Source organism: Paraburkholderia silviterrae (assembly GCF_004353915.1).
Lineage (GTDB): Bacteria > Pseudomonadota > Gammaproteobacteria > Burkholderiales > Burkholderiaceae > Paraburkholderia > Paraburkholderia silviterrae.
In genome coordinates this window covers 39,542-63,600 of the sequence record NZ_SMRP01000021.1, presented here as the reverse complement: position 1 = coordinate 63,600, position 24,059 = coordinate 39,542, and the positions used below count along the sequence as shown (strand labels likewise).

Below are 24,059 nucleotides of genomic sequence, written 5' to 3'. Positions count from 1 at the left end.
CTCCGGCACTGTAGTCCGGCTGGCCGTCCGTGCCGGCTCCACGCGCTGCGTGCGAGCCAATCGACAATGACGACACCACAAGACATCATCCGCCCCGATGTGCTCGCCATGACGAGCTATCCGGTCCCCGACGCCGCCGGCTTCGTGAAGCTCGACGCCATGGAGAACCCGTACTCGCTGCCCGCCGATCTCGCGGCGCAACTGGGCGAGCATCTCGCGGGTGTGGCGCTGAACCGCTATCCGGCGCCGCGTCCCGAGGCGCTCATGGCGAAGCTCAAGGCCGCGATGCGCGTGCCGCCCGAGTGCGACGTGCTGCTCGGCAACGGCTCGGACGAGATCATCAGCATGATCACGATGGCGTGCGCGAAGCCGGGCGCGAAGGTGCTCGCGCCGGTGCCGGGCTTCGTGATGTATGCGATGTCGGCCAAATTCGCGCAGGTGGAGTTCGTCGGCGTGCCGCTCAAGGCCAATCTGACGCTCGATACCGAGGCCATGCTGGCCGCCGTCGCGCAGCACAAGCCGGCCGTGATCTGGCTGGCGTACCCGAATAACCCCACAGGCACCCTCTTCGCCGACGCCGACATCGAGCGCATCATCGAAGCCGCGGGCGCCGCCGGCGGCCTCGTCGTGATCGACGAGGCCTATCAGCCGTTCGCGCAGACGAGCTGGATGCCGCGCGCGGGCGCGTTCGACAACGTGGTCGTGATGCGCACGATGTCCAAGCTCGGGCTCGCGGGCATTCGTCTCGGCTACCTCGCGGGCCGCACTGCATGGCTCAACGAGTTCGACAAGGTGCGCCCGCCGTATAACGTGAATGTGCTCACCCAGGCGGCTGCCGATTTCCTGCTCGACCATATCGGCGTGCTCGACGCGCAGGCCGCCCAGTTGCGCGCGGATCGGGCGCAACTGGCCGCCGCAGTGGCGAAATTGCCGGGCACCGAAGTGTTCGAAAGCGCCGGTAATTTCCTGCTGGTGCGTGTGCCCGATGCCTCCGCCGTGTTCGATACGCTGCTGACAGCGCGGGTTCTGGTCAAAAACGTGAGTAAAATGCACCCATTGCTGGCGAATTGCGTGCGCCTGACCGTTGGGACCCCCGACGAAAACGCACAGCTGCTCGCCGCCCTGAAGCTCGTGCTCAAGTGAATCGTTCCCATCGTTGCGAAGCGCACAGCGCTTTGAGCTTCGTTCTCTAAACCCTCCTGTTACGGGCTGTTTGAAGGAAATTGCCATGCGCGTCGCGCAAGTCGTTCGCAACACCAGCGAAACGCAAATCCGCGTGAAACTCAATCTGGACGGCACCGGCGAGCAGAAGCTCGCGACCGGCGTGCCGTTCCTCGACCACATGCTCGACCAGATCGCGCGACACGGTCTGATCGACCTGGAAGTCGAGGCGCATGGCGACACCCATATCGACGACCACCATACGGTTGAAGACGTCGGCATTACGCTTGGCCAGGCGGTTGCGCAGGCCATCGGCGACAAGAAGGGCATCCGCCGCTATGGCCATGCCTACGTGCCGCTCGACGAGGCGCTCTCGCGTGTGGTGATCGACTTCTCGGGCCGTCCGGGGCTCGAATTCCACGTGCCGTTCACGCGTGCGCGCATCGGCACGTTCGACGTCGACCTGTCGATCGAGTTCTTCCGCGGCTTCGTCAATCACGCCGGCGTGACGCTCCATATCGACAATTTGCGTGGTCTGAACGCGCATCACCAGATGGAAACCGTGTTCAAGGCCTTCGGCCGCGCGCTGCGCCAGGCTTCCGAGCTGGACGAGCGTCAGGCGGGCAAGATTCCGTCGACGAAGGGCAGCCTGTAAGCGGCGCTTGTGGGGGCACCACGCCGGTGCGCCGGGTGCACGTTTTGTGCATCGCGCACGCCGCGCGACGCAAGCCAATGAAGCCAGAGGGCAAGGCTAAATCAGCCTGAAAAGCAGGCCTGAATCGAGATGAAAACTTCAATTGCGATTGTGGATTATGGGATGGGCAACCTGCGTTCGGTGGCCCAGGCGCTGAAGCAGGCCGCGCCGGAAGCCGACGTTCAGATCGTCGAGCGTCCGGAAGCGATCCGCGCAGCCGACCGCGTCGTGCTGCCGGGTCAGGGCGCGATGCCCGACTGCATGCGCAGCCTCGCGGAATCGGGCCTGCAGGACGCCGTGCTCGAAGCCTCGCGCACCAAGCCGCTGATGGGCGTGTGCGTGGGCGAGCAGATGCTGTTCGACTGGAGCGCCGAGGGCGACACGAAGGGTCTCGGCCTCCTGCCGGGCAAGGTCGTGCGCTTCGAGCTGCAAGGCCAGTTGCAGGACGACGGCTCACGCTTCAAGGTGCCGCAGATGGGCTGGAACCGCGTGCGTCAGACGCGCGCTCACCCGCTGTGGGACGGCGTGCCCGACGAAAGCTTCTTTTATTTCGTGCACAGTTACTATGTGGTGCCGGCCGACGCGGCGCACACGGTAGGCGAAACGCCTTACGGCGCGGCCTTTACCTCGGCGGTGGCACGGGATAACATCTTCGCCACCCAATTCCACCCGGAAAAGAGCGCCGCAGCGGGCTTGCGCGTCTATCGCAACTTCGTCCACTGGAACCCGTAATTCATGCGCGGCGTTGCTGGTTCGGGCCACCCAGGTCGGGCCGCCCAGCTCATCAGCCCCGCACGCGTGTGTGCGCCCGAAGCCGACTTACATCAGCAAGGCCGCCGAAAGAGTTGTACTAAACTAGCGAAGCGGCGTCGGATCGGGTTTTTCCCGGCCGTTGCCGGCTGATTTCAACCACATTCCAAGACATCACCCGATTGCTATGCTGCTGATTCCGGCCATCGATCTCAAAGACGGTCACTGCGTACGCCTGAAACAAGGCGATATGGACCAGGCGACGATTTTCTCCGAGGAACCGGCGGCCATGGCCCGACATTGGGTCGAGCGCGGCGCGCGGCGTCTGCACCTCGTCGACCTGAACGGCGCGTTCGCAGGCAAGCCGAAGAACGAAGACGCGATTCGCGAGATCATCGCGGAAGTGGGCGACCAGATCCCCGTGCAGTTGGGCGGCGGCATCCGCGACCTCGACACCATCGAGCGCTACCTGGACGACGGCCTCTCGTACGTCATTATCGGAACGGCGGCGGTCAAGAACCCGGGCTTCCTTCAGGAAGCTTGCACGGCGTTCGGGGGCCATATCATCGTCGGGCTCGACGCCAAGGACGGCAAAGTCGCCACCGACGGCTGGAGCAAGCTCACGGGCCACGAAGTCGTGGACCTCGCGCGCAAGTTCGAGGACTACGGCGTCGAGTCGATCATCTACACCGACATCGGCCGCGACGGCATGCTGCAAGGCATCAATATCGAAGCGACGGTGCGTCTTGCGCGCGCGGTGAGGATTCCGGTCATCGCGAGCGGCGGCCTCTCGAATCTCGCCGATATCGACGCGCTGTGTGAAGTCGAGGACGAAGGCGTCGAAGGCGTGATCTGCGGCCGCGCGATCTACTCGGGCGATCTCGATTTTGCCGAGGCGCAAACGCGCGCAGATAGCCTGCGCGAATCGGACGACGCTTAAAGCGTCGCGTGGACGGCCTCCTGAGAGGAGGCCGAGTCCTGCGGGGCCCTGGATCCTTTGGGGTCCTCTGGGGTCCTCGGTGCGACCGGCAAGGGCGACCGGCTAGGGCGACCGGCGAGGGCGGGTAACGCGCCGTGGGCGGCGAGTCGCCGCTCCCGGCCGTTCGTTCGCCGGCTAATTTCGCGATAACCACTATCGCGCGACAATGGGCGTAGCTGCTGCGGTCCCGGCACGCCCCGGAATATCGGCAAGATCATGGCTCTACCCAAACGCATCATTCCCTGTCTCGACGTGACTGCCGGACGGGTCGTCAAGGGCGTCAACTTCGTCGAGCTGCGCGACGCGGGCGACCCCGTCGAAATCGCGCGCCGCTACGACGACCAGGGCGCCGACGAGCTCACCTTTCTCGACATCACGGCCACCTCGGACCAGCGCGACCTGATCCTGCCGATCATCGAAGCGGTGGCCTCGCAAGTCTTCATTCCGCTGACGGTGGGCGGCGGCGTGCGCGCCGTCACCGACGTGCGGCGCCTGCTCAACGCGGGCGCCGACAAGGTCAGCATGAATTCGTCGGCGGTGGCCAATCCGCAGCTCGTGCGCGATTCCGCCGATAAATACGGCTCGCAGTGCATCGTCGTCGCCATCGACGCCAAGCGCACTTCGGCGCCGGGTGAAGCGCCGCGCTGGGAAGTCTTCACGCACGGCGGCCGCAAGGCCACCGGCATCGACGCCGTCGAGTGGGCGCGCAAGATGGCCGAGCTCGGTGCGGGCGAAATCCTGCTCACGAGCATGGACCGCGACGGCACCAAGAGCGGCTTCGATCTCGCCCTCACGTGCGCGGTGTCCGACGCCGTGCCGATTCCCGTGATCGCCTCGGGTGGCGTGGGCGGTCTGCAAGATCTCGCGGACGGCATCGTCAAGGGCCATGCCGACGCCGTGCTGGCGGCGAGCATCTTCCACTACGGCGAGCACACGGTTGGCGAGGCCAAGCGCTTCATGGCCGATCAGGGCATTTCGGTGAGGATGTGACGCCATGAGCAATACTGAAACCGGCAAGCCCGCCAACGACATCGCGAAGGCCGGCTGGCTCGACAAGGTCAACTGGGACGCCAACGGCCTCGTGCCCGTGATCGCGCAGGAAGCCACGACCGGCGACGTGCTGATGTTCGCGTGGATGAACCGCGAAGCGCTCGCCAAGACGGTCGAGCTGCGCCGCGCGGTGTACTTTTCGCGCTCGCGCCAGCGCCTGTGGTTCAAGGGCGAGGAGTCGGGCCACGTGCAGCACGTGCACGATATCCGCCTCGACTGCGACGAGGACGTCGTGCTGCTCAAGGTCGAGCAGGTGTCGAACATCGCGTGCCACACGGGCCGTCACTCGTGCTTTTTCCAGCAATTCGAAGGCACCGTCGACGAAGGCCGCTGGGTCGCCGTCGATCCCGTGCTGAAAGACCCTGAACACATCTACAAATGACGCAACTGAACAGCAACGACACCCTGCTGCGCCTCGCGGCGGTGATCGATAGCCGCAAGGGCGGCGACCCGGACGCTTCCTACGTCGCGCGCCTCTTTCACAAGGGCGACGACGCGGTGCTCAAGAAGGTGGGCGAGGAGGCGACCGAAGTCGTGCTGGCCGCGAAGGACGTGCGTCAGGGCGGCGCGCCGAAGGCGCTGGTCGGCGAAATGGCCGATCTGTGGTTCCATTGCCTCGTCACGCTCGCGCACTTCGACCTGAGCCCCGCCGATGTGCTGGCCGAGCTGGAGCGCCGTGAAGGGCTCTCGGGCCTCGAGGAAAAGGCCCTGCGCAAGAGCCGCGAGCGTGAGGAAAGTGGCGATTGACTCAACGGGACTGAATTCGGGCCGCGGATTCGGGTCGAATTTTTGGGTCGAGTCATCGCAGCGATACTGGCCCAGGTGACGCACGCGAGGCGTACGTCACCACCGATCCCTAAGGAGATGCCGCACATGTCCACACCCGGCGATTACCCGCCTCCAGCCTACCGCGCCCCGGAGCGCGATCCGCTCGACGCGGATCGTCTGCGCAGCCTTCGCACCCTCACGCATATCCTCTACGGGCTCTACGCGATCTTTTTGCTCACGGGCGGCGTGACCGTGCTCGTAGCGATCATCATCAATTACATCAAGCGCGACGAAGCGGCGGGCACGCCCTACGAGCAGCACTTCACGTGGCAGATCCGCACGTTTTGGCTCGGGCTCGCCGGGACGCTGATCGGCGGCGCGCTCTTCGTCGTCGTGATCGGCATTCCGATTTTGTGGGCTGTCGGAATCTGGACGTTGTACCGTATCATCAAAGGCTGGCTGTACCTGCACGACAACAAGCCGTTGTCCGATCCGCGCGCGTGGTTCTGAGGCTGCGGCGTACTGGAGTCGTGCGCGGAACCCGACACGCTTTGTCCTCATACGGCGCCCCAGGAGCACCATGAGTCACGACCGCAGCACCTGTCTCTTTTGCAAGATTGCCGACGGCCTGATCCCCAGCACGCGCGTCTATGAAGACGACGAGTTTGTCGCGTTCCGGGACATTCGGCCCGCAGCACAAACTCACGTGCTGGTCATTCCGCGCCTGCATATACCTACCCTCGCGGACTGCGGTGAAAACGAGGCCCCGCTGCTTGGTAGAATGTTTGTATTGGTCGCGCGGCTGGCGAGGGATCTGGGCGTGTCCTACACGGGCGGTGAGACCGGCTATCGCACCGTGGTGAACACGGGGCCCGGCGGCGGCCAGGAGGTCTATCACCTGCATGCGCATCTGCTGGCCGGACCGCGTCCGTGGCAGCGCATGGGGTAGGTCGGGCGCTTGCGCGGCACGAGGGCAGAGTTCGTGGGGGCGGCTGAAAAAGGGCACATTGCCACGCGGCCGAAATACCTTGCAGTTAGCATGCCGGGCACGTAGCCCGTCAACCCGCCAGGCGCGACAAGCATGGCGCCGCGCCGGACCTGGTCGTTGGGCACGGGCGTCATGAAGCGCGTTCGCGCGACACTGTTTTTTCGCTGCGCATGAGGCGTGGCAACGGGGTTAAGGAGAGTTTTGATCATGGGTTCGTTGAGCATTTGGCACTGGCTGATTGTGTTGTTGATCGTGGCGCTCGTCTTCGGCACGAAGAAGCTGCGCAATATCGGCAGCGATCTGGGTGGTGCGGTCAAGGGTTTCAAGGAAGGCATGCGCGAGGGCGAGGAGTCTGGCGCCGATACGCAAAAACGCGAGCTGCCGAACAACGGTGGCGCGGTCGATGTCGACGCCAAGGACAAGACCCCGCGTTCGAACGACTACCGCTAAGCGCGGTAGCCGTTATTTCCCGCCCCAAGGCTGACGGAAAGCGTTATTCATGCTTGATCTGGGTCTAACCAAGATGGCGCTGATCGGCGTCGTCGCGCTGGTCGTTCTCGGACCGGAGCGGCTGCCGCGCGTCGCGCGTACGGCAGGCGCCTTGTTCGGCCGCGCGCAGCGCTATATCAACGACGTCAAGGCGGAAGTCACGCGCGAGATCGAACTGGACGAGTTGCGCCGCATGAAGGGCGAATTCGAACAGGCCGCGCAAAATGTCGAAAAGACCGTTCACGAGAACCTGCACAAGCAGGAGACCGAACTGAACGAGGCCTGGAACGTGGGCACGGGCGGGGCGCCCAGCATTGCGGGCGGCGCCGATTCGGACGCAACGCAAGGCAGCGCGTTCGGGACATCCGGCGTGGCCGGCGGTTCGGGCGCCACGTCATGGCGCTCGGGCAACGCCGGCGCCTCTAATGCGGCAGGCGGCAAACGCAAGAACTGGCGCGTGAAGCAAACGGCAACGCCCACGTGGTACAAACGTGCGACGCTGCGACGCACGCGCGTGCAATCGGGTGCCGCGCGCGTTGCGCAGCATACGCCGGCCAGCTTGCGCCGTCCCACGCGCTTCTTCTGATGCTCCGAACCCGCAGTCGAGTCTGAACTTGTCCATCTCCAACCCCCGAGGGCCGGTGTGAGCGACCCCCAACAAAGACAGGACGAGGGCACTGAAGAGACCTTCATTTCGCACCTCGTCGAGTTGCGCGACCGCATCATTCGCGCGGGCATTGCCGTAATTGTCGTGTTCGTCGGGCTCGTGTACTGGGCGCCGGACATCTTCAGGCTGCTCGCCCGCCCGTTGATGCAGAACCTGCCGCGCGACGGCAAGATGATCGTCACCGACGTGACCGGCTCGTTCTTCGTGCCGATGAAGGTGACCATGCTCGTCGCCTTCGTGATCGCATTGCCGGTCGTGCTCTATCAGATCTGGGCATTCGTGGCGCCCGGCCTCTATCAGCATGAAAAGAAGCTGGTCGGGCCGCTGGTGGCCAGCAGCTATACGCTGTTCCTGTGCGGCATGGCGTTCGCGTATTTCGTGGTGTTTCCCACCATCTTCCGCGTGATGGCGCACTACAACGCGCCGCTCGGTGCGGAGATGACCACCGATATCGACAATTACCTGAGCTTCGTGCTCACGATGTTCCTCGCGTTCGGCGTGACCTTCGAAGTGCCGATTGTCGTCGTGCTGCTCGTGCGCATGGGCGTGCTGACGGTGAAGAAGCTCAAGGAGATTCGTCCCTATGTGATCGTCGGCGCGTTCATCGTTGCCGCGGTTGTGACGCCGCCGGACGTGTTTTCGCAGCTCATTCTCGCGCTGCCGCTGATCGTGCTGTACGAGGCGGGGATTATCGCGGCGAGACTCTTCGTCGGGACCGGCGAGAAGAAGGCTGTCGACGAGAGCGAGGCAACGAGCTAACGAGGCGCGCCCAGGCGTGCGGGCCCGAAACCCCTGAAGTCCAAAAGAAAGGCCGCGAACGGTGACGTTCGCGGCCTTTCTTGCATCTCTTTGCCCGCGCTTTGGTGCGCACTGGCGAGCTCGCCAGTCAGTGAATGCGCGCTGGCGGCAACGTGAGCCGTGAGCACACGTCGCGCGTGCCGGTCAGCCTCCGTCGTCGTCGCCTTCTTCGTCCTGGTTCGCGGGCTGCTTCGGCGGCGGCGGGCGCTTGCCGATCATCACGTCGAGGTCCATGTCCTTGTTCTTGCGCACGAGGTGAACCTTGGCGCTGGTGCCCGGCTTGATCTGCGCGATGACGTTCAACAGGCGTGTGGTGTCGGTGATCGCTTCGCCGTTCACCGCGGTCAGGACGTCGCCCGGCTTGATGCCGGCCTTGTCGGCGGGGCCGCCCTGCAGCACACCCGCGACGATCGCGCCCGACTTCTGGTTCAGCCCGAACGACTCGGCGATTTCGGGCGTCACGTCCTGCGGCTCCACGCCGATCCAGCCGCGCGTGACCGAGCCCGTCGTGATGATGCTCTCCAGCACGCTGCGCGCCGTGGAGACGGGAATGGCGAAGCCGATGCCGAGCGAGCCGCCCGAGCGCGAATAGATGGCCGTGTTGATGCCGAGCAGGTTGCCGTTGACGTCGACGAGCGCGCCGCCCGAGTTGCCCGGGTTGATCGGCGCGTCGGTCTGGATGAAGTTCTCGAACGTGTTGATGCCGAGGTGATTGCGCCCGAGCGCGCTGATGATCCCCATCGTCACGGTCTGGCCTACGCCGAACGGGTTGCCGATGGCGAGCACGACGTCGCCCACGCGCGCCTGGTCCATGCGCCCGAGCGTGATGGTGGGCAGGTTCGGCAGGTTGATCTTGAGCACGGCGAGGTCGGTCTCCGGGTCGATGCCGATCACCTTCGCGTTGGTGGTGCGGCCGTCGGAGAGCGCGATTTCAATCTGATCCGCGCCGTCGATCACGTGCTGGTTCGTTAGAATGTAACCGTCCGGACTGACAATGACGCCCGAACCGAGGTTCGCGGCAGGCTGCTCCTGCTGCTTGCGGTTGTTATTTGGATTGCCGAAAAAGTAGCGGAATAGCGGGTCGTTCTGGCGCGGGTCGGGCGGCAGCGACCCGTCCTTGCTCGAGAATACGTTGACGACCGCGGGCATCGCTTTCTGGGCCGCGTCCGCATAGGATCCTTGCGCGGGGCCGCCGCCGATGCCCGGCGCCACCTCCCGCAGGGCAACGATCGGCTCTGCGAGCTGCTTGCCGAGTTGCCCCTGATGCTGGAGCCATTGCGGCTTGAGCGTCGCGATGATGAACATCAACGCCAGCAGGACCGTCACCGCCTGGGCGAAGAACAGCCAAAAGCGTCTAAGCATCTGAAGATTAGAGGATTATATGGATCGGATCGAACTGGAATTGTATCTGAACAATCTTCTGGAATCCGCGCGGTTCAAGGACTACTGCCCGAATGGCCTGCAGGTCGAGGGGCGGCGGCGCGTGGAGAAGATCGCGACCGGCGTGACGGCCTCGCTTGCCTTCCTCGAAGCGGCGCTTGAGTGGGGCGCCGACGCCGTGCTGGTTCACCACGGCTATTTCTGGCGCAACGAGCCGCCGCAGATCACGGGGCGCAAGTACCACCGCCTGAAAGCGCTGCTTGCAAACGACCTCAATCTGTTTGCCTACCATCTGCCGCTCGACTGCCATCCCGAGCTGGGCAACAACGCGCAGTTGGGTGCCAAACTCGGCTGGATCGGCGAAAAACGCTTCGGCGACCAGGATCTCGGCTGGATGACCACGCTGCCCATGCCCATCACGCTCGCGCACTTCACGGCGCAGGTCGAGCAGACGCTGGGCCGCACACCGCTCGTGCTCGGCGACCCCGATTGGGAATTGCGCCACGTGGCATGGTGCACCGGCGCGGCGCAAGGACTCTTCGATGCGGCGATCGAGGCGGGCGCCGATGTCTTCCTGACCGGCGAGATCTCGGAGCCGACCACCCATACTTCGGCCGAGAGCGGCGTGGCGTTTCTTGCCGCGGGCCATCACGCCACCGAGCGTTTTGGCGTGCAGGCGGTGGGCGCGCACCTCGCCCAGGAGTTCGACATCGAGCATCTTTTCATCGATATCCACAATCCCGTTTGAGATCGCGCTTGAGATCCCGTTTGAGCGGCCTGGCTTGAACGGCGCAATCGAGCGGCCGGCTGCCTTTACGCTTTGCCCGATCGACTCGCGGCGAAGCGCAAAGGCATGTCTTATTCAGCGAGCACTTACAAGATGAAAAGAAAATGGCCCCGTTTTCTGGGGGAAAACCCCGAGCTATCAAGGACTTCGCACGCTTTTTGGCGAACGCCCCTTGTAAATGCCAACTCCATTCGCGCAAACTAGCGTTCGGCAGCACCGCGGGAAAGCTGGCGTGACGGAAAAATCCAACTCAGAAGTGGGGCGATGTGATGCGAGACAATGAGAACGACCGCGTCGACGGCAGCCGCCGTACCTGGCTGATTGCGACGTCCGTAGCAGGTGGCATAGGAGGTGTTGCCACTGTCGTGCCCTTCGTAGCTTCGTTTGCACCATCCGAAAAAGCCCGCGCCGCCGGCGCGCCGGTCGAAGTCGACATTAGCGGGCTCGAACCCGGCTCGATGATGACGGTGGCCTGGCGCGGCAAGCCCGTGTGGATCCTGAACCGCACCGAGCGCATGCTGGCCGACTGCACGAAGGCCGACCCCGAGCTGGCGGACCCGAACTCCGAGCATCCGTTCTCCATGCCGATGCCGGATTACTGCAAGAACGAATACCGCTCGCGCACGGATCACAAGAACATCCTCGTGGCCGTCGCCGTGTGCACGCATCTGGGCTGCACGCCCACGCCGCGCTTCCAGGAGGGCCCGCAGCCCAACCTGCCCGACGACTGGCCCGGCGGCTTCCTGTGCCCGTGCCACGGCTCCACCTACGATCTGTCCGGCCGCGTGTTCAAGAACAAGCCCGCGCCGCAGAACCTCGACATCCCCCGCTACATGTTCACGTCCCCGACGCAGATCGTGATCGGCAAGGACGAACAAGGAGAAGCGTGATGGCCACGGGACACGAAAAGGAAGTGGACACGACGGTCGCGTCTTCGGGGCTTACCGGCTGGATCGACAAGCGCTTTCCGATGACGTCGACATGGAAAGCGCACGTCTCCGAGTACTACGCGCCGAAGAACTTCAACTTCTGGTACTTCTTCGGCTCGCTCGCGCTGCTGGTGCTGGTGAACCAGATCGTCACCGGCATCTTCCTCACCATGAACTACAAGCCCGACTCGACGCTCGCGTTCGCGTCGGTCGAGTACATCATGCGCGAGGTGCCATGGGGCTGGCTCATCCGCTACATGCACTCCACGGGCGCTTCGATGTTCTTCGTGGTCGTGTATCTGCACATGTTCCGCGGGCTTCTGTACGGTTCGTACCGCAAGCCGCGCGAGCTCGTCTGGATCTTCGGCTGCGCGATCTTCCTGTGCCTGATGGCCGAAGCGTTCTTCGGCTATCTGCTGCCGTGGGGCCAGATGTCGTTCTGGGGCGCGCAGGTGATCGTGAACCTGTTCTCCGCGATTCCCTTCATCGGCCCGGACCTCTCGCTGTGGATCCGCGGCGACTACGTGGTCTCGGACGTCACGCTCAACCGCTTCTTCGCGTTCCACGTGATCGCGATCCCGCTCGTGCTGATCGGGCTCGTGATCGCCCACGTCGTGGCGCTGCATGAAGTGGGCTCGAACAACCCCGATGGCATCGAGATCAAGGAGAAAAAGGACGCGAACGGCATTCCGCTCGATGGCATCCCGTTCCATCCGTACTACTCCGTGCACGACTTCATGGGCGTGTGCATCTTCCTGATGATCTTCGCGGCGATCATCTTCTTCGCGCCGGAGATGGGCGGCTACTTCCTCGAAGCCAACAACTTCATCCCGGCCAACCCGCTGCAGACGCCGCCCGAGATCGCGCCGGTCTGGTACTTCACGGCGTTCTACGCGATGCTGCGCGCCACCACCGACCCGTTCAAGATCGTGCTGATGATCGTGATCGCGCTGCTCGGCCTGCTCGCGCTCGTGCGCGCGCGCGGCAAGTGGCGCGGGGGCCTGCCGGTGCTGGCGATTCTCGTGATTCTCGCGATGGCCTTCACGGAGTCGAAGTTCTGGGGCGTCGTGGTGATGGGCACGGCGGTGATCTCGCTCTTCTTCCTGCCATGGCTCGACCGCGCGCCGGTGAAGTCGATCCGTTACCGGCCGCTGTTCCACAAAGTGTTTCTCGCGATCTTCGTGTTCGCGTTCCTGACGCTCGGGTTCCTCGGTACCCGGCCGCCATCGCCGGCGGCTACGCTGATCGCCCAGATCTGCGCGCTCGTCTATTTCGCGTTCTTCCTCGGCATGCCGTTCTGGACGCGGCTTGGCACCTTCAAGCAGCCGCCCGAGCGCGTGCGGTTCAAGCCCCATTAATCAGCGAGCGAGGAAGACATGGTGATGAAATCTCTCTTTTCGACGCTCGCACGGGCAACAGGCACGGGTGTCGCGGGATTGGCGCTGGCATGCGCAATGGGATTGGGGGTGGGATCGGCGATTGCGCAGGAAAACATTCCGCTCGACCGCGCACCCGATAACGGGGAAAATCTTGCTTCGCTGCAACATGGCGCGCAATTGTTTGTAAACTATTGCCTGAATTGCCATAGTGCGAACCTGATGCGCTACAGCCGGCTGGAAGCGATCGGCATCCCGCAGAAGCAGATCGAAGATAATCTGCTGTTCACGACGGACAAGGTCGGCAACACGATGTCCATCGCGATGCGCCCGGACGACGCCAAGGCATGGTTCGGCGTGGCGCCGCCGGACCTCTCCGTGGAGGCGCGCGCGAAAGGGCGCGACTGGCTGTACACGTATCTGCGCAGCTTCTACCGCGACGACACGCGTCCGACCGGCTGGAACAATATGGTGTTCGAGAACGTGAGCATGCCCAATGTGCTCTGGCAGCTGCAGGGCGTGCGCACGGCGAAGTTCGAAGACATGACGGACGAGGAAACGGGGGAAAAGGTCCACCGTTTTGTGGGGTACCAACAGGTCACACCCGGGAAGCTTACACCGGTGGATTATGATTCTGCTGTGGCCGACCTCGTTGCATACCTTGGCTGGATGGCCGAGCCGGAGCAGAAAACCCGCAAGCAGCTCGGCGTTTGGGTGCTCCTGTTCCTCGGCGTTCTGAGCTTTTTCGCGTGGCGACTGAACGCTGCGTACTGGAAAGATATCAAATAATCACGTTCTGACCGACGTGGGGCCGGTGCGACGAGACACCGCCTGACAGTCCAGTGACCGTCAGACGGTGTTTTTGCCCGCCGGCCTTTTGGGTTTATTGAGGAAATGTAAATCATGATGGTTCTGTACTCCGGCACTACCTGCCCGTTCTCCCAGCGCTGCCGGCTGGTGTTGTTCGAAAAGGGCATGGACTTCGAAATCCGCGACGTCGACCTGTTCAACAAACCGGAAGACATCGCCGTGATGAATCCGTACGGTCAGGTGCCGATTCTGGTCGAGCGCGACCTGATCCTGTACGAATCGAACATCATCAACGAGTACATCGACGAGCGCTTCCCGCACCCACAGCTGATGCCGGCCGACCCGGTCCAGCGCGCCCGCGCGCGCCTGTTCCTGCTCAACTTCGAGAAAGAGCTGTTCGTGCACGTGAGCACGCTCGAAAACGAGAAGGGCAAGGCGGCCGAGAAGAACCACGAGAAGGCGCGCCTTGCGATCCGCGACCGCCTCACGCAGCTCGCGCCGATTTTCCTGAAGAACAAGTACATGCTGGGCGAAGAGTTCTCGATGCTCGACGTCGCGATCGCGCCGCTCTTGTGGCGTCTGGATCACTACGGCATCGAGCTGTCGAAGAACGCCGCGCCGCTCATGAAGTACGCCGAGCGTATCTTCAGCCGTCCGGCCTATATCGAAGCGCTGACGCCTTCGGAAAAGGTGATGCGCCGCTAAGCCGGTGTTGTAACAGGAGGCGGCCGGCGCTGGCGGTCTTGCTGGCCGCGCCGCCTCGTCAGAGGATTGTTGATGCAAGAGATTTCCACCAAGCCGTACCTGCTGCGCGCGCTGTACGAGTGGTGCACCGACAACGGCTTCACGCCTCATATTGCGGTGCGGGTCGACAACCGGACGCGCGTGCCGCGCCAGTTCGTGCGCGATGGCGAGATCGTGCTGAACATCAGCTTCGAGGCGACGAGCCAGCTGCAGATGGGCAACGAGATGGTCGAGTTCCACGCCCGTTTTTCCGGCAAGTCGCACAAGATCGAGGTGCCCGTGTCGAACGTGCTCGCGATCTACGCGCGCGAGAACGGCCAGGGCATGGCGTTCCCGGTCGACGCGCCTCCGGGTGATGCCGATGACGTGCTGCCTTCCGTGCAGGAAGGGCAGGACGAAGACTCGGTGCCCGTTGCCGCGGATGTGACGCAGGAGGCATCGGCGCCGGAGCCGGCAGTCTCGGCGCCCGAGAAGGACAAAGGCGACGACAGTGCAGCGAAGGGCGGAAAGGGTCACCTCAAGATCGTGAAATGAAGTAGAATAGCGGGCTACGCCGGCTTAGCTCATCTGGTAGAGCAGTTGATTTGTAATCATCAGGTGGCGGGTTCGAGTCCTGCAGCCGGCACCAAATGCATCGAAAAGGGGTTACAGCTCATGCAGCTGTAACCCCTTTTTCGTTTTGGGCGCGGCAGTTGAGCCGCTATCGTTGCTGGTCGCCGTTTTCTATCAGCGCAATCTCTTTCTCTCCCAACCCATACGCCGCGTAAAGCGCAAAGTCGATCTCCCGCGTTAGCGCCTCGCATTGCGCTTCAACGCCCGATTGCTTCAAGCGCAGCAATACGTCCACCATGCGCACGATCTCCGCGCGCACTCCGGCATCCGCGGGCACCGGCAGTGCGTCGATCATCGCCTTGGTGAACGCCACTCCGCCGTTATAGCTCGACGCCCCAAAGCGTGCGCGCGTAACGAATCCCGCTAGCGGACAGTTGAGCACCGCGGCCGTGAATTTCAGCAGGCTCTCATCGTCGGAGCACAGGATCAGCGTTGTCTTGCCGGGGATCGTATCGCCCGCGAGATCGAGTGTCGCGTGCAGATGCGTAAGGCCTTTCACGATCACCTTTTTTGCGTCCGCCCTGGTGCGGTAGCTATTCGCAAAGGTTGCCGCGAAACGCGAACGCTCGACCATGGGCTGCGCGTAGCGGCGTCCGAGATAGGTCATCGGCTTGCTGTTCCAGCGCGAGGCGTAACGGCCCAACGTGCCGGTGTTGACCACGCGATAGTGACGGCGCGCATCGAAACCCTCTTGCGCTTCATCGATCAACGGCGCGAGCCGGTAAGCGTCCGAAGTCGCGCACGCGTTCTCGCAACGCAGCAGCGAGCCCAGCGTTGGGTGCGCGCGTATGAGCCGCTGTACGAACGCGTTGTGCGGCGAGAGCAGCGCATCGAGCGCCCATGGCGCTTCCAGGTCGCGTTTGTGCGCACGCGCGAGCGGCGTCAGCGTGGTGCCTTCGAGGCGAGCCGTTTCGACGCAGTCCGTACCGGACTTGCGATAAACGGTCACGATCGAATCGACCATTGCGCGTTCGAACACGTCGCGGCCCAGTGCGACGACACGCGCGATCTTGTCGAGATGGCGCGCGCGGAACGTGGCGCCGAACGGTTTCGCGAGCCATTTGTCGGGCGTGAGGCAAGCCATCGTTCCGTGTGGTGCGGTGAGTGCGAGGCCCAGTTCCATGAAGACGATGTAGAGGTCCCAATTGCCGCGTGCGCTCGGCCAGCGCTGCGTGAGTGCTTCACGCAGCGGCTTCTGGCCTTCGTTGATCATGCGTTCGGAATCGACGTACGGCGGGTTGGCAATCACGGCATCGAAGCCTTCGGATGCGCTATCGCCGACGGCGAAAATCGCGGGGAATTCGCGGTGCCATTCGAAGGCATCAGAGCAGGCGGCGGGGGCAAGGTGCGGGGAGGCATCGGCAAACATAGACTCGTCACGTCCTGCATCGATGACAATACGCCCCAGCGCAGCATTGCCTTGCTTCAAATGGGCTTCGAGATTCGGCAGCGTGGCGAAAGAACCTTCGTCATCGTACGCGGCATGCGCGAGCAATTCGAACGCGAGGCGCAGGCGTGCCAGGCCGAGCGCTTGAGCATCGATATCCACACCGAAGAGGTTGCATTCGACGATCGCGCGCTTCTCGCGATATAGCGCGGCGTCGATGCGCGGTTGCTCTGCACGCGTTCCGTCTTTGGCGCGTTCGATGACGAGGCGGTCCTCCAGGGCTTCGATACGCAATCCTGCGAGCGCATGATCTTCCCGATCGTCGAATAACCCGAGCCGCGACTTTATCGCGAGCAATTCGTCGAGTGCGGAAGCGAGCAGATGCCCGGTGCCCACTGCCGGGTCGCACACGCGCAGCGCAGCGAATATCGCGCGCGCTTCATCGCGATCCCTGATTGATTCGGATAGCTGATCGATGGTCGTGCAATGCCAGCCTTTGACGCGATTGAAGCGTCCGAGCACCGCGCCCGCAATGGCTTCGCGCGCGAGAAACATGGCGACACTGCCAGGCGTGTACCACGCGCCGTCGCGGTAGCCATTGAGCTTCTCGAAGACGAGGCCGAGCGTCGCGGCGTCGACGCGCTTTTTGTCCGCGCGCGTGTTTGCGTCCGCATAAGCGTCGAACCCGAATTCGAACGCGTCAAGGAAATCAAGCAGCTCAGTGACCGTATTGTGCGCGTGAGGGGCCAGCGCGGAATCCAGCGAGCCGACTGTGATCGCATGCTCCGCGAGATCCGTGGGCTCGAACATCGGGCCGTGAAAGCGTGGCAAATGCGGATAGCGGCGCGGCGTTCCGCCTTCAGCCGCGCTATTGCCGAGTACTTCCCGGCAGAGCGCATCGAGCGCGGCGAAGGTGGGAATGTGCTCGCTGCGCACGAAGGCATAAGCTGGATCGCCGTCATGCAGCACCAGAAGACGAGCCTCCAGAAGCTTGAGGAACATGACGCGGCCGATCCAGGCGATGCAAAGCCGCAGCGCCGTGCGAAAGGTGAGCGTTTCTCGATCCAGTGCACAGGCCTGGTAGTGCGCGCTCGCCGCGTTCACCGCACGCGCCTCACGGGCCTCGATGCAGGCGATTGCCAGCTCGACAAGCGCGCCGGGTCTGCGTTCATCCGGCGCGCAACGCGCAACGACGGTTTTACCGCTTGCCACGCTTTCTTCCAGGCCAGCGATCTGCAGCAGGCCTGCGTAAAAGTCCGCGTCGAGTCCGGCGCGCCTCATGCTGGTGCTACCGCTTCGTGTACCGTTCCTGCGCGCGCGTTTTGCACGACTCGTCTGATTCGTCTCTGCCATGTTCTGGTTGGGCGTCCCTGCGCGGATTGCCGCTCATTCTACTGGTGGTGCGCTGCCGTTTGGCTTGTGCCGCTTGGCCCGGGCCATTAGGACTGGGCCATTAGGACTGGGCCATTCGGACTCGGCCATCTGGCCTGGGCCATCTGGCCGGGTCGACGTCCGGGTTGTGGTGCGCGATGATGCCGGCATGCCGGTACGATGAACGTCCCGGCGCAACGCATGGTTGTGCTCTGCTATATGATGGCGCCGCATATCGAGGCGCGCCGTCACGGCGAGCCGTTAAGCATTCGAATCCTATGACCGACTTTCCCACCTTGAGCTGGCCCGACACGGAAGGCCCGCGCACCGTCCGCTGGCGTTCGGAGGCGGGTGTGCCGGCGCCGAAGCGCGTGGTCGTTGCCGACGACCGCACTACGGCCGACACAGCCTACCGTATCGCCTGCGAAGGCACCGCACTGTTGTGGCGCGGCGACTACCAGAACGCGCGGCAACTGCTGCAGGCCATGGCGCGCCGCGCGGAGCGCAAGCCGCGCAAGGCCCCCGCCGCGCCGAAGCCGGCGGCTACGCAGCTCGAGGCGTTTCATCTGCATCGCCAGGCGCAGGCGCAGCGTGCGCGCACGCTCGGCATGGTCCTGCTCCCGCTCGAAGGCGATTACTCGATCCCGCTGCGTCGCGCACCCGACGTCAAGCTCGCGTGTGAGCAGGCGTGGGGCGCGCCTGATGGGGAGCCTTCGGCGGTGTCGCTGCGCGAAATTCTCGGCTTGATTGGCGCGTATGAATGGCGCAAGAAGGGCGTGGAGATTCCGGCGCTGGGCGGTGCACGCATTCATCCGTACTACGGTGTTTTTTCGCCGGTGCGCGGCGAGTACCTCGATCTGGTGGCGCGTGTGCCGTTGCCGTCGATGGAACGGGCTTTTGATATCGGCACCGGTACGGGCGTGATTGCCGCCGTGCTGGCCGCGCGCGGCGTGAGGCGCGTGATCGCCACCGATCAGGACGCGCGAGCGCTCGCCTGCGCGCGCGAGAACCTCGCACAACTCGGCTGTAGCGAGAGCGTGGACGTGGTCGAGGCGGACTTGTTCCCGGCGGGGCGCGCGCCGCTCGTGGTCTGCAATCCGCCCTGGGTGCCGGCGCGGCCGGCGTCGCCCATCGAATACGCCGTGTTCGATCCAGACAGCCGCATGCTGCGCGGTTTTCTCGCCGGTTTGAAGGACCATCTGGAGCCGGGCGGCGAGGGTTGGCTGATTCTTTCCGATTTAGCGGAGCACCTTGGCTTGCGCACGCGCGAAGCGCTGATGGAGATGATCGCCCAGGCCGGTCTCGAGGTGGCCGGGCGCGAAGACATCCGGCCGCGCCATTCCAAGGCGAGCGACCCCGCCGACCCGCTGCACCGGGCGCGCGCGGCGGAACTCACGTCGCTGTGGCGTCTGAAAGTGCGTACCGGGTCGTAAAGGGGGGCGCAAAGGGTGGGGGAATAAAGGCAAATCCGCCGCATGCCGATTCGGGCGGCCAAAAAAGGAGATGGCCCGGCGAGATGCCGAGCCCGACTGTGGCAAGCGGCAGCGCCTGCCCGGACGCCGCTTCAGCGGCGCGCTTCAACGGCGGTTAGCCAGCCTGGCCAGATCAGCCAGGTTAGCCAGGATAAGCCTCATCGACCCTGAGGCCGGCGAGCTTGAAGATCACCCTGAGCGTTTGCGGCTTGATGTCCCTGCGCGCTGCCAGCGCGGACATCACGAAATCGAGCACTTTGGCGTACTTCAGCAGGATCAGGCAGTTCTCGAGATCCGCAGCGCCATCGCGCATTTCCTCAGCAAGCCGCAGCATCTCGACTGAGATGTCGCGGGCCATTTCCAGCTCCAGTTGCTGCTTTTCCGTCCACTCGGGCACTTCTACGAGCCTGGCAAGCAGTTCCTGAAATTTTTGCTCCGCATTACCGTCCGGTATCGTGTTCATTGCATGCCCCATGCAGGGTTGCGCAGCACCGTGCGTCATCGCGCAGCGGGGTCTGCGCCGTACCTGTGTCATCGCTTCCTGTGAACCCGGAGCGACCTCCCATGCGCGCATTCCCGGTCCGTCGCCGGTGAGTCGCGCCCCAAATTGGTCCTTTCTGGACGGCGGCAGCACAGCGCTGCCGCGTCTCTTTTAATCAACCCCTCCCTGCTGTCCGGACGTGGGTCAGCGATCCGGACGCCTGTGTCTTTCAGCAGTACGACATTCGGGCCGTCCCCTCTGGACTGCGGCCTCTTTCAGCTTTTTACGTAAAATGTCAGATCTACATCCCGCGTTCCGTCGCCTGCCGCACGTTTCGTGGTAGTTGACGCTTTTTTGTGTGCCGCCCCGATGTCAAGCAAGACTTACGAAATCCGTCCGAACCAGTCGATCGAACTCCTGAAGGAGCTCCATATCCTGACGCGCGACGGCAAGATGAACCAGGATAGCCGCCGCAAGCTGAAGCAGGTCTATCACCTGTATCAGTTCATCGAGCCGCTGCTCGATGAGCTCAAGCAGGACGGCCACGACGTGACGCTCGTCGACCACGGCGCGGGCAAGTCGTACCTTGGTTTTATCCTGTACGACCTCTTTTTCAAGGAGCTGCAGGACAAGTCGCAGATCTTCGGCATCGAGACGCGTGACGAGCTCGTGCAGCGTTCGCGCGAGCTGGCGCAGCGGCTCGGCTTTCCCGGCATGTCGTTTCTCAATCTTTCGGTGGCCGATTCGATTACGTCCGGGCAACTGCCGCCCACGGTCGATATCGTCACCGCGCTGCACGCGTGCGATACCGCCACTGATGATGCCCTGCGCTTCGCGCTCAAGAAGCATGCGCGCTACATCGTCGTGGTGCCATGCTGTCAGGCCGAAGTGGCGGGCGTGCTGCGCCGGAACAAGGGCAAGTCGCTCGGCCAGGCGCTCACGGAGATCTGGCGCCATCCGCTGCACACGCGCGAGTTCGGCAGCCAGATCACCAACGTGCTGCGTTGCCTGCAACTGGAGGCGCACGGTTATCAGGTCAGCGTGACGGAGCTGGTGGGCTGGGAGCACTCGATGAAGAACGAGCTCATCATCGCCCAGTACAAGAATTTGCCGCGGCGCCGGCCCACGGAGCGGCTCACCGAGATCCTCGATACGTTCGGGCTTGCCGAGCTGCGCGAGCGCTTTTTCGTCGATGGCGACGATGCAGTCGAGTCCGCCGACACCTCGAGCGCAGGCTAGGCGCCCACCCGGCAGCCTTCAAGATTGCGGCGAGGCTCAGTCCTCACCGCGCTTCGTCATCCATGCGCGCCAGCCCTCGAGGCCGAGACGCCGCAGCGTTTCCTGATTGCGTTCGTAGATATCGGCGGCGTCGGGGAACGCGTCCACGGCGCGCTCGATGCTGGCCTCGCGCAGGAGGTGCAGGATCGGATACGGTGCGCGGTTCGTGTAGTTCTCGATGTCCTCGGGCTCGGTGTCTTCGAACTGGTAGTGCGGATGGAAGCTCGCAATCTGCAGCGTGCCTTCGAGACGCAGTTGGCCGAGCAGCAGGTCGGCGAAATGGAGCGCGTCGTTGTAGTCGAGGAAGTCGGCGAGTGCGTGCGGGAGGATCAGCAGCGTCGTGTCAAGCTGCTCCGGGTCGGCATCCGCGAGGGTGCGCAGCTCGATTTCCAGGTCGGCGAGCACGCCTTCCAGGTCGGTCGCTTCGCTGATCGCGTAACGGATCTGGCCCTTCACGTGCACGCTCTTCGCGAATGGACAGAGATTCAGGCCGATCACGGCCCGCGTGAGCCAGTGGCGGGTGGCGGCAAGGATTTCGGCGTGTTCGGGCTGGGCGCCCGTGGCGCGGGGAGCGGCGGTGTCGGTCATGGCGGCATTTTACCGGTGCGCAAGGGCGGCTCGTACCGGCGCGGCGCGTGGTGTATCGGCGCGTAAGGACGTATGAGGGCGTGCGGGCTCAGGCCGTGTTCCCGGTCGCCTGCGCAGAACTGGCTGCGACGGCACCCGACGCTTCACACGCGGCATCGATCAACAGCTTCGCCATGCGCGGCGCGGCGAGGATCGGACCGCAGCCCGGCCCGTAGGTCTGGCTGGCCGCGTAGATGCCTTCGATCAGCAATGCGAGTTCGTCGGCGAGCGCGGCGGGATCGGCCGCGTTGGCGGCGCGCGCGAGCTCGCTTAGCCGCGCGATCAGCTTCGACTTGTTGTCGGCCACGCTTTGCCGCGCCGGATGCGTGGCGTCCGGAAACTCGGCCGAAACGTTGACGAACGGGCAGCCACGGTAGTCAGGCGCCGACGCGCGCTGCGCGAGGTCCTCAAAGTACTGGACCAGTTGCCTTGCGGGATGGCCGGGATGCTTGGCGACGCTCGCCTCGAAGCGTTCGAAGAAGCGCTCGTCGCAGCGCTTCAAATAGGCGATCACCAAATCGTCCTTCGACGAGAACTGCCGGTAGAGGCTCATCTTGTTGACGCCCGCGCGCTCGACCACGGCTTCAACGCCGACCGCGCGCACCCCTTCCCGATAGAACAATTCGTCCGCTGCGAGCAGCAGATGCTCCTGGGCGCGCGGCCCGGCCGTCTGGGTGCGCGCGCGGCTCGTGCGCGCGGCACCGGGCTTGGCAGAGGGGGGAGGGGCGGCGTCCTCGCGCTTGGGCAGGTTGGACATTTTGGGCATCTCATCATCAGGGTTACGCTTGACATGTTACCGAGCGGTCACTACTATCGCAACACACTTGTGACCGATCGGTAACAAACTGCTCGGTCTGCGAGTTGGCAGGCAGAAGCACGTTAAAGAAGCGGGCTCCGGACGGAGCCGCGCACCCAATTGCAGGCGAGCCGAGTCGTGCGCTGGCTAAAGCGCCGTTCCGGATCGACAGCTTTGCATGGGACTCGGGTAAGGCGCTAAAGCGTCAACTCTGGTCGACAAAGGAGCACGGATGAACTGGGCAGCGAAGATGGTCGGCGGGCGCTTTCACTACGGATGGCTCGTCGTGGCGGTGGTGTTTCTCGTGCTGCTGGCGGCCGCCGGCACGCGCGCGACGCCGAGCGTCATGATGATTCCGCTCGAGCACCAATTCGGCTGGAGCCGCGCGACGATCTCGCTGGCGATTTCGGTGAACATCGCGCTGTACGGGCTCATGGGGCCGTTCGCGGCGGCCGCGATGCAGCGCTTCGGCGTGCGGCCCACGCTGCTTGTGGCGCTCGCGACGATGGCGGCAGGCGTGGCGTTTTCGGCGCTGATGACGCATCCGTGGCAGATGATCCTGATCTGGGGCGTAATGGTGGGCGGCGCGACGGGTGTCGCGGCGCTCTCGCTTTCGGCGACCGTCGTCACGCGTTGGTTCACCACGCATCGCGGTCTCGCGTTGGGCATTCTCACCGCGAGCTCGGCTACGGGGCAGCTCGTGTTCCTGCCGTTCCTCGCAGCGATCGCCGAGAAGCACGGCTGGCAGTCGGTGGTGCTGGTGGTCGCGGTGGCGGCCGCCGTCGTGCTGCCGCTCGTGGCGTTCCTGTTGCCGGAGCGGCCGGCCAGCATGCAGCTGCGTCCGTACGGCGAGCCGCATGACGCGCCCATCGCGCCGCCGGCGCCGCAGCAAAATCCCATCAAGCTTGCGTTCGGCGCGCTCACATCGGCCAGCCGCACGCGCGACTTCTGGCTGCTTTTCTTCAGCTTTTTCATCTGTGGCGCGAGCACGAACGGCTATGTCGGCACGCACCTGATTGCCATGTGCGGCGACTATGGCATGACGGAAGTGCAGGGCGCTTCGCTGCTCGCGACCATGGGCATCTTCGACCTCTTCGGCACGACGCTCTCGGGCTGGCTCTCCGACCGCTTCAACGCACGTGTGCTGCTGTTCTGGTACTACGGCCTGCGCGGCCTGTCGCTCATTTATCTGCCACACGCCTTCGGGATCGACTTCTTTGGACTGCCGATCTTCGCCGTGTTTTACGGGCTCGACTGGATCGCGACCGTGCCGCCGACCGTGCGTCTTGCCACAGACGTCTATGGCAAGGAGCGCGCGCCGATCATTTTCGGCTGGGTGGTGGCGGGTCACCAGCTCGGCGCGGCGTTCGCGGCGTTCGGCGCGGGGCTGCTGCGCTCGAGCCTCGGCACGTATACGGTGGCCTCAATGATCTCGGGCGGCCTTTGTCTGATCGCCTCGTTCCTCGTGCTGCGCATCAATCGCGGAGCGCGGACTGTCGGCGTGCAGACGGCCTGAGGCGAGGCGAAGGCGCCGGGCGCGGGGGCGATCGGCAACATCGTGCGCCGCGCCGCGCCCCGATATGCCGAAACGCCGAAGTCCATGCGGCGCTTTTTTGCTTGAGCGCGTTTCACCTGGCACAGGTATGCTGTTGGACCCGGGCGAGC

Annotated in this window: 26 protein-coding genes and 1 tRNA gene; 22 read left to right on the top strand and 5 right to left on the bottom strand. The window is 64.0% G+C overall.

The window, feature by feature from the left end:
• Positions 1-66: 66 nt before the first annotated feature.
• The 12 genes from hisC (at position 67) to tatC (ending at position 8,305) form a co-directional block, all read left to right on the top strand.
• Entirely contained in the window at positions 67-1,143 is a 1,077-nt protein-coding gene (hisC, locus tag EYW47_RS30025; protein WP_133198468.1) for a histidinol-phosphate transaminase, read from the top strand.
• Between the two features lie 85 nt (positions 1,144-1,228).
• Entirely contained in the window at positions 1,229-1,816 is a 588-nt protein-coding gene (gene hisB / locus EYW47_RS30020) for an imidazoleglycerol-phosphate dehydratase HisB (RefSeq protein WP_133198467.1), read from the top strand.
• A gap of 129 nt (positions 1,817-1,945) precedes the next feature.
• Positions 1,946-2,587, top strand: a complete 642-nt coding sequence (gene hisH, locus EYW47_RS30015) for an imidazole glycerol phosphate synthase subunit HisH (RefSeq protein ID WP_133198466.1) — start codon at positions 1,946-1,948, stop codon at positions 2,585-2,587.
• A 205-nt stretch (positions 2,588-2,792) separates the two neighbouring features.
• Positions 2,793-3,545, top strand: a complete 753-nt coding sequence (gene hisA, locus EYW47_RS30010) for a 1-(5-phosphoribosyl)-5-[(5-phosphoribosylamino)methylideneamino]imidazole-4-carboxamide isomerase (protein WP_133198465.1) — start codon at positions 2,793-2,795, stop codon at positions 3,543-3,545.
• Positions 3,546-3,800: 255 nt separating this feature from the next.
• Entirely contained in the window at positions 3,801-4,574 is a 774-nt protein-coding gene (gene hisF / locus EYW47_RS30005; RefSeq protein WP_133198464.1) for an imidazole glycerol phosphate synthase subunit HisF, read from the top strand.
• 4 nt (positions 4,575-4,578) lie between these two features.
• Positions 4,579-5,016 (top strand): phosphoribosyl-AMP cyclohydrolase, encoded by a 438-nt coding sequence (gene hisI, locus EYW47_RS30000; RefSeq protein ID WP_133198463.1) that lies wholly within the window; start codon positions 4,579-4,581, stop codon positions 5,014-5,016.
• The gene (locus EYW47_RS29995; protein WP_133198462.1) at positions 5,013-5,381 is read left to right on the top strand and encodes a phosphoribosyl-ATP diphosphatase; all 369 of its coding nucleotides are present in this window, start codon (positions 5,013-5,015) and stop codon (positions 5,379-5,381) included. Before hisI ends, EYW47_RS29995 begins: the two co-directional genes overlap by 4 nt.
• Positions 5,382-5,507: 126 nt before the next feature.
• Positions 5,508-5,912 (top strand): DUF4870 family protein, encoded by a 405-nt coding sequence (locus EYW47_RS29990; protein ID WP_133198461.1) that lies wholly within the window; start codon positions 5,508-5,510, stop codon positions 5,910-5,912.
• Positions 5,913-5,982: 70 nt separating this feature from the next.
• Positions 5,983-6,351, top strand: a complete 369-nt coding sequence (locus EYW47_RS29985; RefSeq protein WP_133198460.1) for a histidine triad nucleotide-binding protein — start codon at positions 5,983-5,985, stop codon at positions 6,349-6,351.
• A 246-nt stretch (positions 6,352-6,597) separates the two neighbouring features.
• Positions 6,598-6,840 carry a Sec-independent protein translocase subunit TatA gene (gene tatA, locus EYW47_RS29980; RefSeq protein WP_133198459.1) on the top strand — a complete coding sequence of 81 codons (243 nt, stop codon included), beginning with the start codon at positions 6,598-6,600 and terminating at the stop codon, positions 6,838-6,840.
• Between the two features lie 49 nt (positions 6,841-6,889).
• Entirely contained in the window at positions 6,890-7,465 is a 576-nt protein-coding gene (tatB, locus tag EYW47_RS29975; RefSeq protein ID WP_133198458.1) for a Sec-independent protein translocase protein TatB, read from the top strand.
• Positions 7,466-7,522: 57 nt separating this feature from the next.
• On the top strand, positions 7,523-8,305 hold the full coding sequence (gene tatC, locus EYW47_RS29970; protein ID WP_028218441.1) for a twin-arginine translocase subunit TatC: 783 nt from the start codon (positions 7,523-7,525) through the stop codon (positions 8,303-8,305).
• A gap of 183 nt (positions 8,306-8,488) precedes the next feature.
• Here tatC and EYW47_RS29965 read toward each other — a convergent pair whose 3' ends face one another.
• Positions 8,489-9,706 (bottom strand): Do family serine endopeptidase, encoded by a 1,218-nt coding sequence (locus tag EYW47_RS29965; protein WP_028218440.1) that lies wholly within the window; start codon positions 9,704-9,706, stop codon positions 8,489-8,491.
• Positions 9,707-9,725: 19 nt separating this feature from the next.
• On the opposite strand from EYW47_RS29965, the gene EYW47_RS29960 reads away from it, so the two are divergent.
• From EYW47_RS29960 to EYW47_RS29930, 7 genes are all read left to right on the top strand, one after another.
• Complete coding sequence (locus EYW47_RS29960) at positions 9,726-10,472, top strand: Nif3-like dinuclear metal center hexameric protein (RefSeq protein ID WP_133198457.1); 747 nt, start codon at positions 9,726-9,728, stop codon at positions 10,470-10,472.
• A gap of 308 nt (positions 10,473-10,780) precedes the next feature.
• Positions 10,781-11,401, top strand: a complete 621-nt coding sequence (gene petA / locus EYW47_RS29955) for a ubiquinol-cytochrome c reductase iron-sulfur subunit (RefSeq protein ID WP_133198519.1) — start codon at positions 10,781-10,783, stop codon at positions 11,399-11,401.
• The gene (locus tag EYW47_RS29950) at positions 11,401-12,798 is read left to right on the top strand and encodes a cytochrome b (RefSeq protein ID WP_133198456.1); all 1,398 of its coding nucleotides are present in this window, start codon (positions 11,401-11,403) and stop codon (positions 12,796-12,798) included. Before petA ends, EYW47_RS29950 begins: the two co-directional genes overlap by 1 nt.
• Positions 12,799-12,822: 24 nt before the next feature.
• A complete protein-coding gene (locus EYW47_RS29945; protein WP_133198455.1) occupies positions 12,823-13,605 on the top strand; it encodes a cytochrome c1 in 783 nt (260 codons plus the stop codon).
• A gap of 114 nt (positions 13,606-13,719) precedes the next feature.
• A complete protein-coding gene (locus tag EYW47_RS29940; RefSeq protein ID WP_027797364.1) occupies positions 13,720-14,331 on the top strand; it encodes a glutathione S-transferase N-terminal domain-containing protein in 612 nt (203 codons plus the stop codon).
• A gap of 72 nt (positions 14,332-14,403) precedes the next feature.
• The gene (locus EYW47_RS29935) at positions 14,404-14,904 is read left to right on the top strand and encodes a ClpXP protease specificity-enhancing factor (protein WP_133198454.1); all 501 of its coding nucleotides are present in this window, start codon (positions 14,404-14,406) and stop codon (positions 14,902-14,904) included.
• Between the two features lie 18 nt (positions 14,905-14,922).
• A tRNA-Thr gene (locus tag EYW47_RS29930) sits at positions 14,923-14,998 on the top strand.
• Between the two features lie 72 nt (positions 14,999-15,070).
• Here EYW47_RS29930 and EYW47_RS29925 read toward each other — a convergent pair.
• Positions 15,071-17,650, bottom strand: a complete 2,580-nt coding sequence (locus EYW47_RS29925; protein WP_165976717.1) for a type IIG restriction enzyme/methyltransferase — start codon at positions 17,648-17,650, stop codon at positions 15,071-15,073.
• A gap of 368 nt (positions 17,651-18,018) precedes the next feature.
• Between EYW47_RS29925 and EYW47_RS29920 the strand changes: the two genes are divergently transcribed.
• Entirely contained in the window at positions 18,019-19,173 is a 1,155-nt protein-coding gene (locus EYW47_RS29920) for a methyltransferase (protein WP_133198452.1), read from the top strand.
• A 181-nt stretch (positions 19,174-19,354) separates the two neighbouring features.
• Here EYW47_RS29920 and EYW47_RS29915 read toward each other — a convergent pair whose 3' ends face one another.
• Complete coding sequence (locus tag EYW47_RS29915; protein WP_133198518.1) at positions 19,355-19,675, bottom strand: DNA-binding protein; 321 nt, start codon at positions 19,673-19,675, stop codon at positions 19,355-19,357.
• A 387-nt stretch (positions 19,676-20,062) separates the two neighbouring features.
• Between EYW47_RS29915 and EYW47_RS29910 the strand changes: the two genes are divergently transcribed.
• Complete coding sequence (locus EYW47_RS29910) at positions 20,063-20,932, top strand: class I SAM-dependent methyltransferase (RefSeq protein ID WP_133198451.1); 870 nt, start codon at positions 20,063-20,065, stop codon at positions 20,930-20,932.
• Positions 20,933-20,968: 36 nt separating this feature from the next.
• On the opposite strand, the gene EYW47_RS29905 is transcribed toward EYW47_RS29910, so the two are convergent.
• Positions 20,969-21,559 carry a DUF1415 domain-containing protein gene (locus EYW47_RS29905; protein WP_133198450.1) on the bottom strand — a complete coding sequence of 197 codons (591 nt, stop codon included), beginning with the start codon at positions 21,557-21,559 and terminating at the stop codon, positions 20,969-20,971.
• 88 nt (positions 21,560-21,647) lie between these two features.
• Positions 21,648-22,355, bottom strand: coding sequence for a TetR/AcrR family transcriptional regulator (locus EYW47_RS29900; protein WP_133198449.1), 708 nt, complete (start codon positions 22,353-22,355; stop codon positions 21,648-21,650).
• A gap of 271 nt (positions 22,356-22,626) precedes the next feature.
• Between EYW47_RS29900 and EYW47_RS29895 the strand changes: the two genes are divergently transcribed.
• Complete coding sequence (locus EYW47_RS29895; RefSeq protein WP_133198448.1) at positions 22,627-23,910, top strand: MFS transporter; 1,284 nt, start codon at positions 22,627-22,629, stop codon at positions 23,908-23,910.
• Positions 23,911-24,059 lie beyond the last annotated feature (149 nt).

Coding starts and splice junctions, on each gene's coding strand:
- EYW47_RS29900 (WP_133198449.1), bottom strand. CDS start 22,355: ATGTCCAACCTGCCCAAGCGCGAGGACGCCGCCCCTCCCCCCTCTGCC.
- hisC (WP_133198468.1), top strand. CDS start 67: ATGACGACACCACAAGACATCATCCGCCCCGATGTGCTCGCCATGACG.
- hisA (WP_133198465.1), top strand. CDS start 2,793: ATGCTGCTGATTCCGGCCATCGATCTCAAAGACGGTCACTGCGTACGC.
- EYW47_RS29990 (WP_133198461.1), top strand. CDS start 5,508: ATGTCCACACCCGGCGATTACCCGCCTCCAGCCTACCGCGCCCCGGAG.
- EYW47_RS29920 (WP_133198452.1), top strand. CDS start 18,019: ATGACCGACTTTCCCACCTTGAGCTGGCCCGACACGGAAGGCCCGCGC.
- EYW47_RS29950 (WP_133198456.1), top strand. CDS start 11,401: ATGGCCACGGGACACGAAAAGGAAGTGGACACGACGGTCGCGTCTTCG.
- EYW47_RS29960 (WP_133198457.1), top strand. CDS start 9,726: ATGGATCGGATCGAACTGGAATTGTATCTGAACAATCTTCTGGAATCC.
- EYW47_RS29925 (WP_165976717.1), bottom strand. CDS start 17,650: ATGAGGCGCGCCGGACTCGACGCGGACTTTTACGCAGGCCTGCTGCAG.
- EYW47_RS29935 (WP_133198454.1), top strand. CDS start 14,404: ATGCAAGAGATTTCCACCAAGCCGTACCTGCTGCGCGCGCTGTACGAG.
- hisB (WP_133198467.1), top strand. CDS start 1,229: ATGCGCGTCGCGCAAGTCGTTCGCAACACCAGCGAAACGCAAATCCGC.
- EYW47_RS29915 (WP_133198518.1), bottom strand. CDS start 19,675: ATGAACACGATACCGGACGGTAATGCGGAGCAAAAATTTCAGGAACTG.
- petA (WP_133198519.1), top strand. CDS start 10,781: ATGCGAGACAATGAGAACGACCGCGTCGACGGCAGCCGCCGTACCTGG.
- tatB (WP_133198458.1), top strand. CDS start 6,890: ATGCTTGATCTGGGTCTAACCAAGATGGCGCTGATCGGCGTCGTCGCG.
- EYW47_RS29905 (WP_133198450.1), bottom strand. CDS start 21,559: ATGACCGACACCGCCGCTCCCCGCGCCACGGGCGCCCAGCCCGAACAC.
- EYW47_RS29945 (WP_133198455.1), top strand. CDS start 12,823: ATGAAATCTCTCTTTTCGACGCTCGCACGGGCAACAGGCACGGGTGTC.
- tatA (WP_133198459.1), top strand. CDS start 6,598: ATGGGTTCGTTGAGCATTTGGCACTGGCTGATTGTGTTGTTGATCGTG.
- EYW47_RS29965 (WP_028218440.1), bottom strand. CDS start 9,706: ATGCTTAGACGCTTTTGGCTGTTCTTCGCCCAGGCGGTGACGGTCCTG.
- EYW47_RS29985 (WP_133198460.1), top strand. CDS start 5,983: ATGAGTCACGACCGCAGCACCTGTCTCTTTTGCAAGATTGCCGACGGC.
- hisH (WP_133198466.1), top strand. CDS start 1,946: ATGAAAACTTCAATTGCGATTGTGGATTATGGGATGGGCAACCTGCGT.
- hisF (WP_133198464.1), top strand. CDS start 3,801: ATGGCTCTACCCAAACGCATCATTCCCTGTCTCGACGTGACTGCCGGA.
- EYW47_RS29895 (WP_133198448.1), top strand. CDS start 22,627: ATGAACTGGGCAGCGAAGATGGTCGGCGGGCGCTTTCACTACGGATGG.
- EYW47_RS29940 (WP_027797364.1), top strand. CDS start 13,720: ATGATGGTTCTGTACTCCGGCACTACCTGCCCGTTCTCCCAGCGCTGC.
- hisI (WP_133198463.1), top strand. CDS start 4,579: ATGAGCAATACTGAAACCGGCAAGCCCGCCAACGACATCGCGAAGGCC.
- EYW47_RS29995 (WP_133198462.1), top strand. CDS start 5,013: ATGACGCAACTGAACAGCAACGACACCCTGCTGCGCCTCGCGGCGGTG.
- EYW47_RS29910 (WP_133198451.1), top strand. CDS start 20,063: ATGTCAAGCAAGACTTACGAAATCCGTCCGAACCAGTCGATCGAACTC.